At 64.3% G+C, this 14,936-nt stretch carries 13 protein-coding genes; 6 read left to right on the top strand and 7 right to left on the bottom strand.

The genetic code is table 11. From position 1 onward, the window contains the following. Positions 1–39: 39 nt before the first annotated feature. The 3 genes from L1P09_RS04865 (at position 40) to L1P09_RS04855 (ending at position 3,636) form a co-directional block, all read left to right on the top strand. Positions 40–849: a cytochrome C assembly family protein gene (locus tag L1P09_RS04865; RefSeq protein ID WP_009683440.1), complete on the top strand. Its 810-nt coding sequence runs from the start codon at positions 40–42 to the stop codon at positions 847–849. 9 nt (positions 850–858) lie between these two features. Beyond that, positions 859–2,064: a transporter associated domain-containing protein gene (locus L1P09_RS04860; RefSeq protein ID WP_235768539.1), complete on the top strand. Its 1,206-nt coding sequence runs from the start codon at positions 859–861 to the stop codon at positions 2,062–2,064. Positions 2,065–2,337: 273 nt separating this feature from the next. After that, on the top strand, positions 2,338–3,636 hold the full coding sequence (locus L1P09_RS04855; RefSeq protein ID WP_029885505.1) for an MFS transporter: 1,299 nt from the start codon (positions 2,338–2,340) through the stop codon (positions 3,634–3,636). A 134-nt stretch (positions 3,637–3,770) separates the two neighbouring features. On the opposite strand, the gene purT is transcribed toward L1P09_RS04855, so the two are convergent. The 5 genes from purT to L1P09_RS04830 all read right to left on the bottom strand — a co-directional run bounded on the left by purT (position 3,771) and on the right by L1P09_RS04830 (position 7,054). Further along, entirely contained in the window at positions 3,771–4,952 is a 1,182-nt protein-coding gene (gene purT, locus L1P09_RS04850) for a formate-dependent phosphoribosylglycinamide formyltransferase (protein ID WP_009683437.1), read from the bottom strand. A gap of 76 nt (positions 4,953–5,028) precedes the next feature. Further along, positions 5,029–5,496, bottom strand: a complete 468-nt coding sequence (locus L1P09_RS04845; RefSeq protein ID WP_047150237.1) for a VUT family protein — start codon at positions 5,494–5,496, stop codon at positions 5,029–5,031. A gap of 202 nt (positions 5,497–5,698) precedes the next feature. Beyond that, a complete protein-coding gene (locus L1P09_RS04840; RefSeq protein ID WP_029885507.1) occupies positions 5,699–5,893 on the bottom strand; it encodes a DUF1289 domain-containing protein in 195 nt (64 codons plus the stop codon). Then, on the bottom strand, positions 5,886–6,410 hold the full coding sequence (locus L1P09_RS04835; RefSeq protein ID WP_029885508.1) for a gamma carbonic anhydrase family protein: 525 nt from the start codon (positions 6,408–6,410) through the stop codon (positions 5,886–5,888). Before L1P09_RS04835 ends, L1P09_RS04840 begins: the two co-directional genes overlap by 8 nt. Positions 6,411–6,454: 44 nt before the next feature. Next, positions 6,455–7,054, bottom strand: a complete 600-nt coding sequence (locus L1P09_RS04830) for a CoA pyrophosphatase (protein ID WP_029885509.1) — start codon at positions 7,052–7,054, stop codon at positions 6,455–6,457. Between the two features lie 124 nt (positions 7,055–7,178). On the opposite strand from L1P09_RS04830, the gene L1P09_RS04825 reads away from it, so the two are divergent. The 3 genes from L1P09_RS04825 to L1P09_RS04815 all read left to right on the top strand — a co-directional run bounded on the left by L1P09_RS04825 (position 7,179) and on the right by L1P09_RS04815 (position 10,511). Next, positions 7,179–7,730, top strand: coding sequence for an NUDIX hydrolase (locus tag L1P09_RS04825; protein WP_029885510.1), 552 nt, complete (start codon positions 7,179–7,181; stop codon positions 7,728–7,730). A gap of 22 nt (positions 7,731–7,752) precedes the next feature. Next, positions 7,753–8,307: a L,D-transpeptidase family protein gene (locus L1P09_RS04820; protein WP_029885511.1), complete on the top strand. Its 555-nt coding sequence runs from the start codon at positions 7,753–7,755 to the stop codon at positions 8,305–8,307. 143 nt (positions 8,308–8,450) lie between these two features. Then, positions 8,451–10,511 (top strand): PhoX family protein, encoded by a 2,061-nt coding sequence (locus tag L1P09_RS04815; protein ID WP_029885512.1) that lies wholly within the window; start codon positions 8,451–8,453, stop codon positions 10,509–10,511. A 120-nt stretch (positions 10,512–10,631) separates the two neighbouring features. On the opposite strand, the gene L1P09_RS04810 is transcribed toward L1P09_RS04815, so the two are convergent. Both L1P09_RS04810 and purL read right to left on the bottom strand, forming a co-directional pair. Next, positions 10,632–10,943, bottom strand: coding sequence for an NIF3 1 (locus L1P09_RS04810; RefSeq protein ID WP_009683429.1), 312 nt, complete (start codon positions 10,941–10,943; stop codon positions 10,632–10,634). 3 nt (positions 10,944–10,946) lie between these two features. Then, positions 10,947–14,846 (bottom strand): phosphoribosylformylglycinamidine synthase, encoded by a 3,900-nt coding sequence (gene purL, locus L1P09_RS04805; protein ID WP_009683428.1) that lies wholly within the window; start codon positions 14,844–14,846, stop codon positions 10,947–10,949. Between the last annotated feature and the right edge of the window lie 90 nt (positions 14,847–14,936).

Below are 14,936 nucleotides of genomic sequence, written 5' to 3'. Positions count from 1 at the left end.
GCCAAACTCCGTCTCTTTAAGGCTCGCCAATCAGGACTTATGTTCTCCTCACCCAGCCTCATCCCCAACCTGATCGCCGCCGGCCTTTATATAGCAGCGGCCATCTACCAGGGCTCATACCTCGCCCAGGGCCGCAAGGCCGACAAGCGCCTGCTCGGCCTGCTCGGTGCCGTTGCGGTGCTGGCCCAGGCCGGCGCACTGTTCTTCCAGTTGATCACCCCACTGGGCCTGAGCCTGGACTTCTTCAGCGCAGCCAGCCTGATCGCCGTGGCAGTGATTGCCCTGACCCTGCTCGCCTGCCTGCGCATACCGGTGGAAAACCTGCTGGTGCTGCTGTTCCCGCTGGGCGCGGTAACGGCCTTGCTGGCGCAGTTCGCGCCACCCGGCACGGTGCCACTGATCGACGAGGAGCCGGGCATTCTTGCGCACATCCTGTTGTCGATCCTGGCCTATGGGCTGTTCACCATTGCCGTGTTCCAGTCGCTGCTGCTGCTGCTGCAGGACCGCCAGCTGAAGAACAAGCACCCGTCCGGGCTGATCCGCAACTTCCCGCCGCTGCAAACCATGGAAAGCCTGTTGTTCGGCTTCCTCTGGGCCGGCTGGTGCCTGCTGTCGCTGTCGCTGATCTCCGGCTGGCTGTTCCTCGAAAACCTGTTCGCCCAGCACCTGGTGCACAAAACCTTGCTGGCCTGCGTTGCCTGGGTCGTATTCAGCGTGCTGCTGTGGGGGCGAACCCGCCTGGGTTGGCGCGGCCACAAGGCCATTCGCTGGACGCTGGCCGGTTTCTGCCTGCTGATGCTGGCCTATTTCGGCAGCAAGCTGGTTCGCGAATTCATTCTGCATATCTGACGGCCACCCATGGACACCCTGCCGTACGCACCGCTACTGGTCACGCTGGCATTGGCGCTGCTCTGGGCAGCGCTGTTCACTGCTGTGGACGTTGCGCGCCTGCAACTGGCTGGCGCGCTACGCAGTGGCGATCATGGCCAGCCAGCGTTGCCCGCCCAGGCGCTGGTGCTGTGCGCCAGCCTCGGCAAACTGCTGGTCCTGGGCCTGGCGTGCCTGGTCGGGCAGCGCTACGACGGCGAACACGGTTTCTGGCTGGCCGGGCTGGCCGCTGCCGCGGCCTTGCTGGTGTTTGCCGAGTTCCTGCCGCGGCGCCTGGCGCGGCGCAACCCGCAAGCACTGGCCAGCCTGGGCGTAAGCCTGCTGAAAGCGCCGCTCACGCTGCTGCAGCCGTTCGCCTGCCTGCTCGACGGCTGCGCCAAACTGATCTTGCGCCCGTTCCGCGCGCAACCAGCGGCAGTGCCCCTGCACCCGCAGGAAGATGACGACCCGGATGAAGACGAGCGCCACGAAGCGCCCCGCCACGGCCTGCTCGACGGCCTGCAGGCGCTGGACAAGGTCACCGTCAACGACATCCTGGTGCCGCGCAGCGAAGTGGACGGCATCAACCTCGACGAGCCGATCGAGCGCATCATCGAACAGCTGATTGTCAGCCGCCACACCCGCCTGCCGGTGTACCACAACGACATCAACCAGGTGGAGGCGATCCTCAACACCAAGCTGATCAGCCATTTGCTGCCCAAGGCCGAGTTGACCCTGGAGGCGCTGCACGGGGCCTGCTACGAGCCGTATTTCGTGCCCGAAAGCACACCGCTGCAAATGCAACTGCTGAACTTCCACAAACAGCAACGGCGCCTGGGTGTGGTGGTGGACGAGTATGGCGAAGTGCTGGGTATCGTCACCCTGGAAGACATTCTCGAAGAAATCGTCGGCGAGTTCGAAGACGAACAGAGCCTGGAAAACCCGCACGTGCATCCGCAGCCCGATGGCACATTCGTCATCGATGGCACTGCCTCGCTGCGTGAAATCAACCGCAGCCTGGGCTGGCACCTGCCCTGCGACGGTGGGCCGAAAACCCTGAACGGCCTGGTGACCGAAGCACTGGAAAGCATTCCCGAAAGTGCCGTTTGCCTGAAGATCGGCCGCTATCGCCTGGAGATCCTCGAAACCGAGGACAATTGTGCCAGCAAGGTACTGGTGTGGACCCTGGCGCGCTAGCTATACTCGCCCCACGCTTACCCAGCCCCGCCGCCACGCCTGCTACCCGCACCCGGCGTTTCACGGCCAGTCCGCCCCACTGACACGCCCCGCGGTCCTGCTTCCACACCCTGAACAGTGCCCGCCCCCGCCCCTATCCCCCTTGGGCTATCGTCAGTCGGGCGCACACAACAACAAAACGCTCCGGCGCCCGCGCCGCCGTGCCTGCCTTTGCAGCGCACCCGTCGTGGACCAAGCCCACGGAGCCGGACCAGACTGTTAGGGACCTACTTAATGACAAGCAGCACCTATGCCCAAGCCCCTGCGGCGCCGGTCAACTCGCCCGCGCGGGTAGCCACTGCCAGTTTCATTGGCACCGCCATCGAGTTCTACGACTTCTACGTTTACGCCACGGCTGCCGCCCTGGTCATCGGGCCGGTGTTTTTCCCCTCCGGCTCGGGCACCGCACAGATGCTGGCGGCCTTCCTGACCTTTGGCATTGCCTTTCTTGCCCGGCCGCTGGGCTCGGCACTGTTCGGCCATTTTGGCGACCGCATCGGCCGCAAATCGACCCTGGTCGCCTCGCTGCTGCTGATGGGTGTGTCTACCACGGCCATCGGCGTGCTGCCGGGCTACGACAGCATCGGTGTATGGGCACCGATCATCCTCTGCCTGCTGCGCTTTGGCCAAGGCCTGGGCTTGGGCGGCGAATGGGGCGGCGCGGCACTGCTGGCCACCGAAAACGCCCCGGAGGGCAAGCGCGCCTGGTTCGGCATGTTCCCGCAATTGGGGCCATCGATCGGCTTCCTGGCGGCCAACGGCCTGTTCCTGACCTTGGCCCTGACCCTGAGCGACGAGCAGTTCCGTGAGTGGGGCTGGCGTATCCCGTTCCTGCTCAGCGCCGCCCTGGTGCTGGTAGGCCTGTATGTGCGCCTGAAGCTGGAGGAAAGCCCCGTGTTCGCCAAGGCTGTTGCCCGCCATGAGCGGGTGAAAATGCCGGTGGTCGACCTGTTCGCCAGGCACTGGCGCCCTACCCTGCTGGGCGCTGCCGCCATGGTGGTGTGCTATGCGCTGTTCTATATCTCCACCGTGTTCTCGCTGAGCTACGGCGTGACCACGCTGGGGTACAGCCGGGAGACGTTCCTCGGCCTGCTGTGCTTTGCCGTGGTATTCATGGCGCTGGCGACGCCGCTGTCGGCCTGGCTCAGCGACCGCTACGGGCGCAAGCCGGTGCTGATCGTCGGCGGCCTGCTGGCGGTGGCGTCGGGCTTTACCATGGAGCCTTTGCTGACCTCGGGCTCTACCGCCGGCGTGGCACTGTTCCTGGCCATCGAGCTGTTCCTGATGGGCGTGACCTTTGCACCGATGGGGGCTTTGCTACCGGAGCTGTTCCCAACCCATGTGCGATACACCGGCGCTTCGGCGGCGTATAACCTGGGTGGGATTGTCGGCGCCTCGGCGGCCCCGTTCTTCGCCCAGAAGCTGGTGAGCATGGGCGGTTTGAGCTGGGTGGGGGGCTATGTGTCGGCAGCCGCAGTGATCAGCTTGATCGCTGTGCTGTGCCTGAAAGAGACCCGCAATACACAGCTGTGAGTCTCAAGCTACAAGCTACAAGCTACAAGCTGCAAGCTACAAGCGACGCGCATTCTCTTGCAGCTTGCAGCTTGAAGCTTGAAGCTTGAAGCTTGAAGCTTGAAGCTTGAAGCTTGAAGCTTGAAGCTTCCAGCTTAGAACTCGACCTTGACCGCCTGCGAAGCGCGGGTCGCCTTGGCCCGCGCCGCTTCAACCGACTCGTCGCGCGCCAGGCACACACCCATGCGGCGGGTACCGTTGATTTCCGGCTTGCCGAACAGGCGGATGGCAGTATCCGGCTCGCTCAAGGCTGCACCCAGGTTGGCGAAGCTGGTCTGCTGCGACTGCCCCTGCGGCAAGATCACCGCCGAGGCCGAAGGGCCGAACTGGCGCACCACCGGAATCGGCAGCCCGAGAATGGCGCGGGCGTGCAGGGCGAACTGCGACAGGTCCTGGGAAATCAGGGTCACAAGGCCGGTGTCATGCGGGCGCGGCGAGACTTCGCTGAACCACACCTGGTCGCCTTTCACGAACAGTTCCACGCCAAACAGGCCCCGGCCACCCAGCGCATCGGTGACCGCCTTGGCCACACGTTGCGACTCGGCAAGCGCTTTCTCGCTCATGGCCTGGGGCTGCCAGGACTCCTGGTAGTCACCCTTCTCCTGGCGGTGGCCGACCGGTTCGAGGAAGGTGGTGCCCCCTACATGACGCACGGTCAGCAGGGTGATTTCGTAGTCGAAGTCGATGAAGCCCTCGACGATCACCCGGCCCTTGCCGGCGCGGCCGCCTTCTTGGGCATAGTCCCAGGCCTTCTGCAGGTCGGCGTCGCTGCGCAGCAGGCTCTGGCCCTTGCCCGACGAGCTCATGACCGGCTTGACCACGCACGGGTAGCCGACATCGGCCACGCCCTTGGCGAAGTCTTCGTAGGTGTCGGCGAAATGGTACGGCGAAGTTGGCAGCTCCAGCTCTTCGGCGGCCAGGCGGCGGATACCTTCGCGGTTCATGGTCAGCTGGGTCGCGCGGGCGGTGGGCACCACGTTGAAGCCTTCGTTTTCCAGCTCGACCAGGGTGGCGGTGGCGATGGCTTCGATTTCCGGAACGATGTAGTGCGGCTTCTCGGCCTCGATCACGGCACGCAAGGCCACGCCATCGAGCATGTTGACCACGTGACTGCGGTGCGCAACCTGCATGGCCGGGGCATTGGCATAGCGGTCGACGGCGATCACTTCGACGCCCAGGCGCTGCAGCTCGATCACCACTTCCTTGCCCAGCTCGCCACAGCCGCACAGCAATACACGGGTCGCAGTAGGCGACAAGGGGGTTCCGATACGGGTCATTTCAGGTCCTCGAAGGCATCCGGGGCCGCACCCGGCTTGGCGCGACCCGCTGAAAAAGGACCACTATTCTACACCATCAGCTGGCCGCAGCAGCCCGCCGGGCGCGAAATGCCATGGCCAGCCACACCGCGGTGACGCCGGTGAACTTGGAGGCCATGGCCGTGCCGACCACCGCCGGGGCCAAGGCACCGATCATGCCGAAGAAGATGAAGGTGTCCACCGGAATGCTCAACGCCGAACTCAACCACAGGCGGTCACGCAGTGGCCGCCGGGTGACGCTGAACACCAGCCAGTCGATCAGTTCGGATATGAAGAACGCGGTGGCGCTGGCCAGGGCGATGGCCGGCTCAGAGGTCACATACGACAGCACCAGCGCCACCAGCATGGCGACCAGGGCGCCGTGGCCGAAGCGGGTTTGCACCATGTCGCGCAGGATGAACACCAGGCCGCCCCAGGCGGACCAGATGACGTCCAGGTGCGGGGCACTGGAAAAGGCGTAGTTGATCAGCACTACGCTGCTGATATAGGCAAGCAGATAGAACATGGCGGGTAATCTATGGGCAAGCCGTACAGATTACCGTCGAGCCGTTCGCGGGTAAACCCGCTCCTAAAGATGATCCGTAGCCCTCCAGGCTCATGCTGTACCTGTAGGAGCGGGCGTGCCCGCGAACACCGGCGGCGCCGGTGCCATGTACCGCGGTGGCGGTTTCGCGGGCATGCCCGCTCCCACAGGGCTCTGCATCAGACTAGAGGACGAGGCCAGCCTCTACTGCCCGTTCATGGCAACGCTTGAGCACCGCGCGGCGCTCGTCATTGTCCATCCGCCCCCAGCGGCCGATCTCGGCCACGCTGCGCTGGCAGCCAGTGCAGATGTCCTGCTCGTCCAGCGCACAGATGCTCACGCAGGGCGAGGCCACCGGCCGTTCCACAACATTACTCATCGTCAATTACCAACTCCCGCGCATAACGCCGGGCATTGTGCACGTAATGGGCGGCGCTGGCTTCCAGCAGGCGCTTCTGCTGCTCGGTCAGCTCGCGCACCACCTTGCCCGGCGACCCCATCACCAGCGAACCGTCAGGAATTTCCTTGCCTTCGGGAATCAGCGCGTTGGCGCCGATGATGCAATGCTTGCCAATACGCGCGCCATTGAGGATCACCGCATTGATGCCCACCAGGCTGTAGTCACCGACCGTGCAGCCATGCAGCATGGCATTGTGACCGACGGTCACGCCCTTGCCCAAGGTCAGCGGCGACCCCATGTCGGTGTGCATCACCGTACCGTCCTGCACGTTGCTGTCTTCGCCGATGTCGATCAGTTCGTTGTCGCCGCGCAGCACTGCGCCAAACCACACACTGGCATTGGCTTGCAGGCGCACGTTGCCGATCAGCGTGGCGTTAGGCGCTGCCCAACTGGTGGGGTGGCTCTCGACCCGCAGGTCGCCCAGGCGGTACTTCATGCTTGCTCCTCAGGCTGGAACGCAGACGACGGGGTTGGCCCCGCTCAGTTTTCGATGTACCGCTCAGGGGGCTGGTGCAAGCTGATGCCGGCATCGAACAGCAGGTTGACCAGTTCGACGATCATGATCGCCGACAAGCCCCAGATCTTGTATTCGCCATAGCGATAGCTGGGTACATACCAGCTGCGGCCCTGGTAATCGATACGGTGGGTATGGTCACGCGGGTCCTGGCGGAAAAATTCCAGCGGCACGGTGAATACTGCCGCGATCTCGGCGTCGTTGGCGCGGTATTCGACGAAGTCGGGGATAACGCCGACGAATGGTGTCACTTTCAGGCCATGCAGTGAAATCAGCGGGCTCAGCGGGCCGATCACCTCGACCAGACCCGGCGGCAAGCCAATTTCTTCTTCGGCTTCGCGCAGCGCGGTGAACACCAGGTCCGGGTCTTCCGGGTCGCGGCGGCCTCCGGGAAAAGCCACTTCACCGCCATGGGTGGACAGCCCCTGGGCGCGCAGGGTCAAGACCAGTTCGGGCGCTTCGCTACGGGTAATGGGCAAAAGAACCGCCGCTTCGGGGAACCGCCGGTCGGTTTCCAGTGACGCGGGTTGGTGGTTGCTCATTCGGCGAAGTAGCTCGTCCAGCATTGCGCACGCTCGTATCCAAGGCCTGCCTTGCATGATGCACCAAAGCCGCGTGGCACCCAAGCCCCCGCGCTTGCGGCGCGCCTGCGGCCGCGCCAAGATAGCCCGGAACATAAAGGATAGTGCCATGAACTACTGCAGCGCGTGCGGCCACCCGGTCACCCTGCGGATCCCCGAAGGCGACAGCCGCCTGCGGTATGTCTGCGAGGCTTGCCAGACCATCCACTACCAGAACCCCAACGTCGTCGCCGGCGTGCTGCCCACCTGGGGCAGCCAAGTGCTGCTGTGCCGCCGCGCCATCGAGCCGCGCCGCGGTTTCTGGACCTTGCCCGCCGGTTTCATGGAGAACGGCGAAACCCTCGACCAGGCCGCCCGTCGCGAAACGGTGGAGGAAGCCTGCGCCCGGGTCGGCGCGACCAGCCTGTACCAGCTGTTCGACCTGCCGCACATCAACCAGGTGCATGTGTTCTTCCGCGCCGAACTGGCGGACCTTGATTTCGCTGTCGGCGTCGAGAGCCTGGAGGTGCGGCTGTTCGAGGAACACGAGATTCCCTGGGGTGAGCTGGCTTTCCGCACGGTCACGCGCACACTAGAATGCTACTATCGCGACCGCATCGGGGCGCACTACCCCATAGGCCATGAATACCTGCCGCCGATGCTCGTTTCACCCAATACCTAGACGCCTTCAGGGATACCGTTACATGCGCTGGTTGCTTGCCATTTTCTGCCTTTGCGTTACCTCGGTGTCCCAGGCGGCATTTACCGAGACCATCATTCGCAAGCCTGTGCAGGCCGCGCCATCCCCGTCGTCCTCGCAGCAGGCGATGCAACCGCTGATCGATAAGGTGCTGGTGATCAAGTCCGAGCGGCGCCTGCAATTGATCAGCCGTGGCGAGCCGCTGAAGACCTACCGCATTTCCCTGGGCAAGCAGCCCAAGGGCGCCAAGCAGCGCGAGGGCGACAAGAAGACCCCAGAGGGCCTGTACTGGCTGGACTGGCGCAAGCAGAGCGATCGCTTCAACCTGGCCATGCACATCAATTACCCGAACAGCAACGATGCCGCCCGCGCAACCCGTGAAGGGGTGAGTGCCGGCAGCATGATCATGATCCACGGCACACCGATCAACGATGAATACCCGGAATGGTACTTCCACACCCTGGACTGGACCGATGGCTGCATTGCCATGCGTAACCGTGACATGCAGGAGGTGTGGAACCTGGTACGCGATGGGACGTTGATCGAAATCCGGCCCTGAGCCTTACCAGCGCAGCCACGCAGGCCAGGCAATGCCGGGAGCCGGTTGCTTTAAAAGCTCGTTAACATTTCTGCCAACGAATCATCATATTTGCGCCTTACAGTCGCGGTTTGTTTCAACCCAGCGAATACAAGGACACTCTGATGAGTCGAGATACCGGCGACAATCTGGACCGGAACCACAGCGGCAACCCGCCGATGGCCTCCGTCATGGACGTCTACCTCAGCCGCCGCAGTGTGATGCGCGGCAGCCTGGGCGCTGCCATCGCCATGATCGCCGGTACAGGCCTGGCAGGCTGCTTCGACAGCGGCGGCTCCGCCAACGATGACCCGGTTACCCAGCCGCCCGTTACCGAGCCGAAAAAACCGAAACTGGCCCTGGGTTTCCAATCCATCCCGGGGTCGCGCACCGACGCCTGCGCAGTGGCCGCCGGCTATAGCGCCTACGTGCTCGCCCCATGGGGTACGCCGCTGAACAGCAACGCCAAACCGTGGCGAGCCGATGGCAGCAACACCTCGACCGATCAAGCCAACGCCATGGGCATGCACCATGACGGCATGCATTTCTTCCCCATCAACGGCAGCTCCGAAGACGGCCTGCTGGCGATCAACTTCGAGTACATCGACACCGCCGCCCTGCACCCGGCCGGCCCAACGACCGCTATCAATGGGAAACGCCCGGCCGAAGAAGTGCGCAAGGAAATCAACGCCCACGGCGCTGGCGTGGTGCGCTTGCAGAAAACCGATGGCCGCTGGCAGGTGGTCGACAACGACCCGCTCAACCGCCGCTTCACCACCGCATCGCGCATGGCCATCAGCGGCCCGCTGCGTGGCACCGAACACGTCAAGACCAAGTACTCCCCCGCCGGCACCCACTGCCGAGGCACCAACAACAACTGCGGCAACGGCTATACGCCTTGGGGCACCTACCTCACCTGTGAAGAAAACTGGCCGGGCATTTTCGTCAACAAGGGCACCCGCCCTGAAGACCAGCAGCGCATTGGCGTGGGCACCTCCAGCGGCCAGTTCAAATGGGAAAGTGCCGCCGGCGACGCCAGCGAGGAAGCCGACGAGTTCGCCCGTTTCGACGTGACCGCCAAGGGCGCCAGCGCCACCGACGACTACCGCAACGAAGCCAGCACCTACGGCTACATCGTCGAGATCGACCCCTACGACAGCAGCACCCTCGCCACCAAACGTACCGCACTGGGCCGCTTCCGCCACGAAGGCTGCGCCCCGGGCCTGCCGGTGCCGGGCAAGCCACTGGTGTGGTACATGGGTGACGACTCCAACAACGAATACGTGTACAAGTGGGTGTCCAGCGCCGTGTGGGATGCCGCCGATGCCAACCCGGCCGACCGACTGGCCACTGGTGCCAAGTACCTGGACCAGGGCAAGCTGTATGTCGCCCGCTTCAATGCCGACGGTACCGGTGTCTGGCTGCTGCTGGACGTGACTACCCCCACCACTGGCGGCGGCACCTTGGGCGCGCTGTACGGTGACCTGCCGGGCATCCTGCTCAACACCCGGGGTGCCGGCGATGCCGTGGGCGCAACGCCAATGGACCGCCCGGAGTGGACCACGGTCAACCCGCTGAACGGCGACGTGTACCTGACACTGACCAACAACAGTGCGCGCACCCCGGAAAAAGCCGATGCCGCCAACCCGCGCGGGCCGAACCGCCATGGCCATATCATCCGCTGGCACGACAGCGACGACCAGTTGAGCTTCGCCTGGGACATCTTCGTGTTTGGCGCCAACGCTGCCGGCACCGCCGACATCAACCGTTCCGGCCTCACCGAACTGAACCAGTTCGCCAGCCCGGATGGCATGAGCTTCGATAGCCGTGGCGTGCTGTGGTTCGAGACCGACAACGGCGAAAGCACTGTCACCGACTACACCAACGACCAGCTACTGGCGGTGATCCCCACTAATCTGGTGGACGCCGGCGGCAAACAGGTGCCGGTGAACGCGCAGAACCAGGTGGACCTGCGGCGCTTCTTCGTTGGCCCGAATGGCTGCGAAGTGACCGGGATTACCTTTACCCCGGACAACAAGACGCTGTTCGTCAACATTCAGCACCCAGGGAACTGGCCATGCACCGACAACGCTACGGACGTGACGCCAGCGGGTACCAAGGTAAGGCCGCGGGCTGCGACGGTGGTGATTCAGCGGGTTGATGGCGGGGAGATCGGCACCGTCTGATCCGGTGTGGTACAGCCGGCCTTGTGCTGGCTTTACTGGCCTGTTCGCGGGCACGCCCGCTCCCACAAGTTGTGTAACCCTTTTGGGAGCGGGCGTGCCCGCGAATAGCCCTGATGCGGTCTAGAACTCGGCGAGCCGCCACACCTCATAGGCTGGCGCCTCGTACGGGTGGCTTTGCTTGAGTGCAGCGACGACCTGGGCTACCAGCTCGTCTGCCACCACCAGCTCCACCTTCCACTCTTCCACCACCTCGACCCGGCCAGTTTGCCCGAGAAACGGCTGGCTGCCGTCCAGCGGGCGAAACTGGCCCTGGCCCAGGGTTTGCCAGGCGCAGTGGTCATAGTCACCGATGCGCCCGCCACCGGCGGCGAACACAGCGGCCTTGACCACGTCGACATGGCTGGCGGGGACGAAGAAGGCGAGCTTGTACACGCCTTAGTTCACCCACACCCGCGCATTGCGGAACATGCGCATCAGCGCGGCATCTTCGTGCCACTCGTCAGGGCGCCAGGAGTTCTGCACGGCGCGGAACACACGCTCCGGGTGCGGCATCATGATGGTCACGCGACCGTCGCGGCTGGTGAGGCCGGTGATACCGCGCGGCGAGCCGTTCGGGTTGGCCGGGTAGGCTTCGGTGACCTTGCCGTGGTTATCGACATAGCGCAGGGCCACGCAACCGGACATGTCGGCGGCCAGCAGCGCTTCTTCGCTGGCGAACTCGGCATGGCCTTCACCGTGGGCGATGGCGATCGGCATGCGCGAACCGGCCATGCCTTGCAGGAAGATCGAGTTGGACTTCTGCACTTCGACCATGGCCACACGTGCCTCGAACTGCTCCGAGCGGTTGCGCACGAAGTGCGGCCAGTGCTCGGTGCCCGGGATCAGCTCGTGCAGGTTGGACATCATCTGGCAACCGTTGCACACGCCCAGGGCGAAGCTGTCGGTACGCTCGAAGAAGGCCTGGAAGGCATCACGGGCGCGGCTGTTGAACAGCGCCGACTTGGCCCAGCCCTCACCGGCGCCCAGCACGTCACCGTAGGAGAAACCACCGCAGGCCACCAGGCCCTTGAAGGCCTCGAAGTCGACGCGGCCGGCAAGGATATCGCTCATGTGCACGTCGATGGCGGCGAAGCCGGCGCGGTCGAAGGCTGCAGCCATTTCAACCTGGCCGTTGACGCCCTGCTCGCGCAGGATGGCCACTTGCGGGCGCACGCCTTTCTTGATGTACGGTGCGGCGATGTCGTCGTTGACGTCGAAGCCCAGCTTGACCGACAGGCCCGGGTTGTCTTCCTCCAGCAGCAGGTCGAATTCCTGGTCGGCGCAGTCGGCGTTGTCGCGCAGGCGCTGGATCTGGTAGCTGGTCTCGGCCCACTGGCGCTGCAGCATGCGGCGGTCGTCGTCGAACAGCACTTCGCCATTGAGGCTGATGGACACTTCGGCGTTGTTGACCGGCTTGCCGATCACCGCCACGCAACCTTCGCCCAGGCCAGCGGCGCTGAACTGTGCCAGTACGTCGGGGGTGGCGTCCTGGCGAACCTGAATGACCGCCCCCAGCTCTTCGTTGAACAGAATGGCCGCCACATCGGCCTTGCTGTCAGTCAGCGGGTCGAGGTGCAGGTCCAGGCCGCAGTGGCCGGCAAAGGCCATTTCCAGCACGGTGGCGGCCAGGCCACCGTCGGAACGGTCGTGGTAGGCCAGCAGGTGGCCATCTTCGTTCAGGCCCTGGATCACGGCGAAGAAGGCCTTGAGGTCTTCGGCGTCGTCGACATCCGGTGCCTGGGCAGCGATCTTGCCGTAGGTCTGGGCCAGGATCGAGGCGCCCATGCGGTTCTTGCCGCGGCCGAGGTCGACCAGGATCAGGTCGGTTTCACCCTTGTCCATGCGCAGTTGCGGGGTCAGGGTCTTGCGAATGTCGGTGACCGGCGCGAAGCCGGTGATGATCAGCGACATCGGCGAGGTCACGCTCTTCTCGACGCCCTCGTCGCTCCACTTGGTTTTCATCGACATGGAGTCTTTGCCGACCGGAATGGTAATGCCCAGCTCTGGGCACAGCTCCATGCCGACCGCCTTGACGGTGTCGTACAAGCGCGCGTCTTCACCTGGGTGGCCGGCAGCGGACATCCAGTTGGCCGACAGCTTGACGTCGGACAGTTTCTCGATGCGCGATGCCGCCAGGTTGGTCAGCGTTTCGCCAATGGCCATGCGGCCGGATGCGGGGGCGTCCAGCAAGGCCAGCGGGGTTCGCTCGCCCATGGCCATGGCTTCACCGGTGTACACATCGAAGCTGGTGGCCGTGACGGCGCAGTCGGCAACCGGAACCTGCCACGGGCCGACCATCTGGTCGCGGGCAACCAGGCCGGTGATGGTGCGGTCGCCGATGGTGATCAGGAAGCTCTTGCTGGCCACTGCCGGGTGGTTCAGCACGCGCTGCACGGCGCTGTCCAGGTCCAGCTCGCTTGGGTCGAAATCATCGCCCAGCTCGGCTTCACGGGTGACCGAACGGTGCATGCGCGGCGGCTTGCCCAGCAGCACGTCGAGGGGCATGTCCACCGGGGTGTTGCCGAAGTGGCTGTCGCTGACGGTCAGGTGCTTTTCTTCGGTGGCTTCACCGACCACGGCAAACGGGCAACGCTCGCGCTCGCAAATGGCCTTGAAGCGCTCGAAGTCGACGGCGCTGACGGCCAGCACGTAACGCTCCTGCGACTCGTTGCTCCAGATTTCGTGCGGGGCCATGCCCGGTTCGTCGTTGGGCACGTTGCGCAGCTCGAAGCGGCCACCGCGGCCACCGTCGTTGACCAGCTCCGGGAAGGCGTTGGAGATGCCGCCGGCGCCCACGTCGTGGATGAAGGCGATAGGGTTGGCATCGCCCAGCTGCCAGCAGCGGTCGATGACCTCCTGGCAACGGCGCTCCATTTCCGGGTTTTCACGCTGTACCGAGGCGAAGTCCAGGTCAGCGGAGCTGGCGCCGGTGGCCACCGACGAAGCAGCGCCGCCGCCCAGGCCGATCAGCATGGCCGGACCACCGAGTACGATCAGCTTGGCGCCGACCGTGATCTCGCCCTTCTGCACGTGGTCTTCACGGATGTTGCCCATGCCGCCTGCGAGCATGATCGGCTTGTGGTAACCGCGTACTTCTTCACCGTGCGGGGTGTTGATGGCCTGCTCGAAGGTACGGAAGTAGCCGGTCAGCGCCGGGCGACCGAATTCGTTGTTGAAAGCAGCACCGCCCAATGGGCCTTCGATCATGATGTCGAGGGCGTCGACGATGCGCTCTGGCTTGCCGTAGGCCTGCTCCCAGGGCTGCTCGAAGCCCGGAATGCGCAGGTTGGACACGGTGAAGCCGGTCAGGCCAGCCTTGGGCTTGGCGCCTCGGCCAGTAGCACCTTCGTCGCGGATTTCGCCACCCGAGCCGGTGGACGCACCGGAGAACGGGGCGATGGCGGTCGGGTGGTTGTGGGTTTCCACCTTCATGAGGATGTGCACCGGCTCCTGCACCGCGCCGTACTGGCGGGTTTCAGGGTTCGGGAAGAAGCGGCCGGCAACGTTGCCGACGATCACCGAGGCGTTGTCCTTGTACGCAGACAGCACACCTTCGTTGTGCATCTGGTAGGTGTTCTTGATCATGCCGAACAGGCTTTTTTCCTGCGCCTGGCCGTCGATGTCCCAACTGGCGTTGAAGATCTTGTGGCGGCAGTGCTCGGAGTTGGCCTGGGCGAACATCATCAGTTCGATGTCGTTCGGGTTGCGCTTGAGGCCCTGGAAGGCATTGACCAGGTAGTCGATTTCGTCTTCGGCCAGGGCCAGGCCGAGGTCGATGTTGGCCTTGGCCAGCGCGTCGCGGCCGCCGCCGAGGATATCGACCGAGGTCATCGGCTTGGGCTGAGCGTGGCTGAACATGTCAGCGGCCTGCTCCAACTGGCCGAGCACGCGCTGGGTCATGCGGTCGTGCAGCTCGGCGGCGATCAGGGCGGCGTCAGCGTCGCTCAGGTTGCCGGCAACGTAGTAGGCGATACCACGCTCCAGGCGCTGGATTGCCTGCAGGCCGCAGTTGTGAGCGATGTCGCTGGCCTTGCTGGCCCATGGCGAGATGGTGCCCAGGCGCGGTACGACCAGGAACAGGCGGCCGCTCGGCTCCTGTACCGGCACGCTCGGGCCGTACTTGAGCAGACGGCCCAGCACCTGCTGCTGGTCGGCGGTCAGTTCGCCTTCAACATCGGCGAAGTGGGCAAATTCGGCATACAAACCAGTAACAGCGGGGACTTTCTGGCTCAGTTGCTCGAGTAATTTACCGTGGCGAAAGGCAGAAAGGGCAGGAGCGCCGCGCAGGATCAACATCGTCGGGACAGCCTCAGGAAGGGGTGTGCTTAGAGGCCGTGCATTCTAGCCTAAATCGTTGGCTTTCGGCACCCGCTCTAAGCCATGGCT

This window comes from Pseudomonas juntendi (genome assembly GCF_021560075.1).
In the GTDB taxonomy this organism is placed as follows: domain Bacteria; phylum Pseudomonadota; class Gammaproteobacteria; order Pseudomonadales; family Pseudomonadaceae; genus Aquipseudomonas; species Aquipseudomonas juntendi.
Note: the sequence above shows the minus strand (reverse complement) of the source record. Positions and strands in the feature narration are given on the sequence as shown.

Excerpts from the sequence above, each read along its gene's own strand:
- L1P09_RS04865 (WP_009683440.1), top strand. The coding sequence starts at position 40 with ATGTTCTCCTCACCCAGCCTCATCCCCAACCTGATCGCCGCCGGCCTT.
- L1P09_RS04860 (WP_235768539.1), top strand. The coding sequence starts at position 859 with ATGGACACCCTGCCGTACGCACCGCTACTGGTCACGCTGGCATTGGCG.
- L1P09_RS04855 (WP_029885505.1), top strand. The coding sequence starts at position 2,338 with ATGACAAGCAGCACCTATGCCCAAGCCCCTGCGGCGCCGGTCAACTCG.
- purT (WP_009683437.1), bottom strand. The coding sequence starts at position 4,952 with ATGACCCGTATCGGAACCCCCTTGTCGCCTACTGCGACCCGTGTATTG.
- L1P09_RS04845 (WP_047150237.1), bottom strand. The coding sequence starts at position 5,496 with ATGTTCTATCTGCTTGCCTATATCAGCAGCGTAGTGCTGATCAACTAC.
- L1P09_RS04840 (WP_029885507.1), bottom strand. The coding sequence starts at position 5,893 with ATGAGTAATGTTGTGGAACGGCCGGTGGCCTCGCCCTGCGTGAGCATC.
- L1P09_RS04835 (WP_029885508.1), bottom strand. The coding sequence starts at position 6,410 with ATGAAGTACCGCCTGGGCGACCTGCGGGTCGAGAGCCACCCCACCAGT.
- L1P09_RS04830 (WP_029885509.1), bottom strand. The coding sequence starts at position 7,054 with ATGCTGGACGAGCTACTTCGCCGAATGAGCAACCACCAACCCGCGTCA.
- L1P09_RS04825 (WP_029885510.1), top strand. The coding sequence starts at position 7,179 with ATGAACTACTGCAGCGCGTGCGGCCACCCGGTCACCCTGCGGATCCCC.
- L1P09_RS04820 (WP_029885511.1), top strand. The coding sequence starts at position 7,753 with ATGCGCTGGTTGCTTGCCATTTTCTGCCTTTGCGTTACCTCGGTGTCC.
- L1P09_RS04815 (WP_029885512.1), top strand. The coding sequence starts at position 8,451 with ATGAGTCGAGATACCGGCGACAATCTGGACCGGAACCACAGCGGCAAC.
- purL (WP_009683428.1), bottom strand. The coding sequence starts at position 14,846 with ATGTTGATCCTGCGCGGCGCTCCTGCCCTTTCTGCCTTTCGCCACGGT.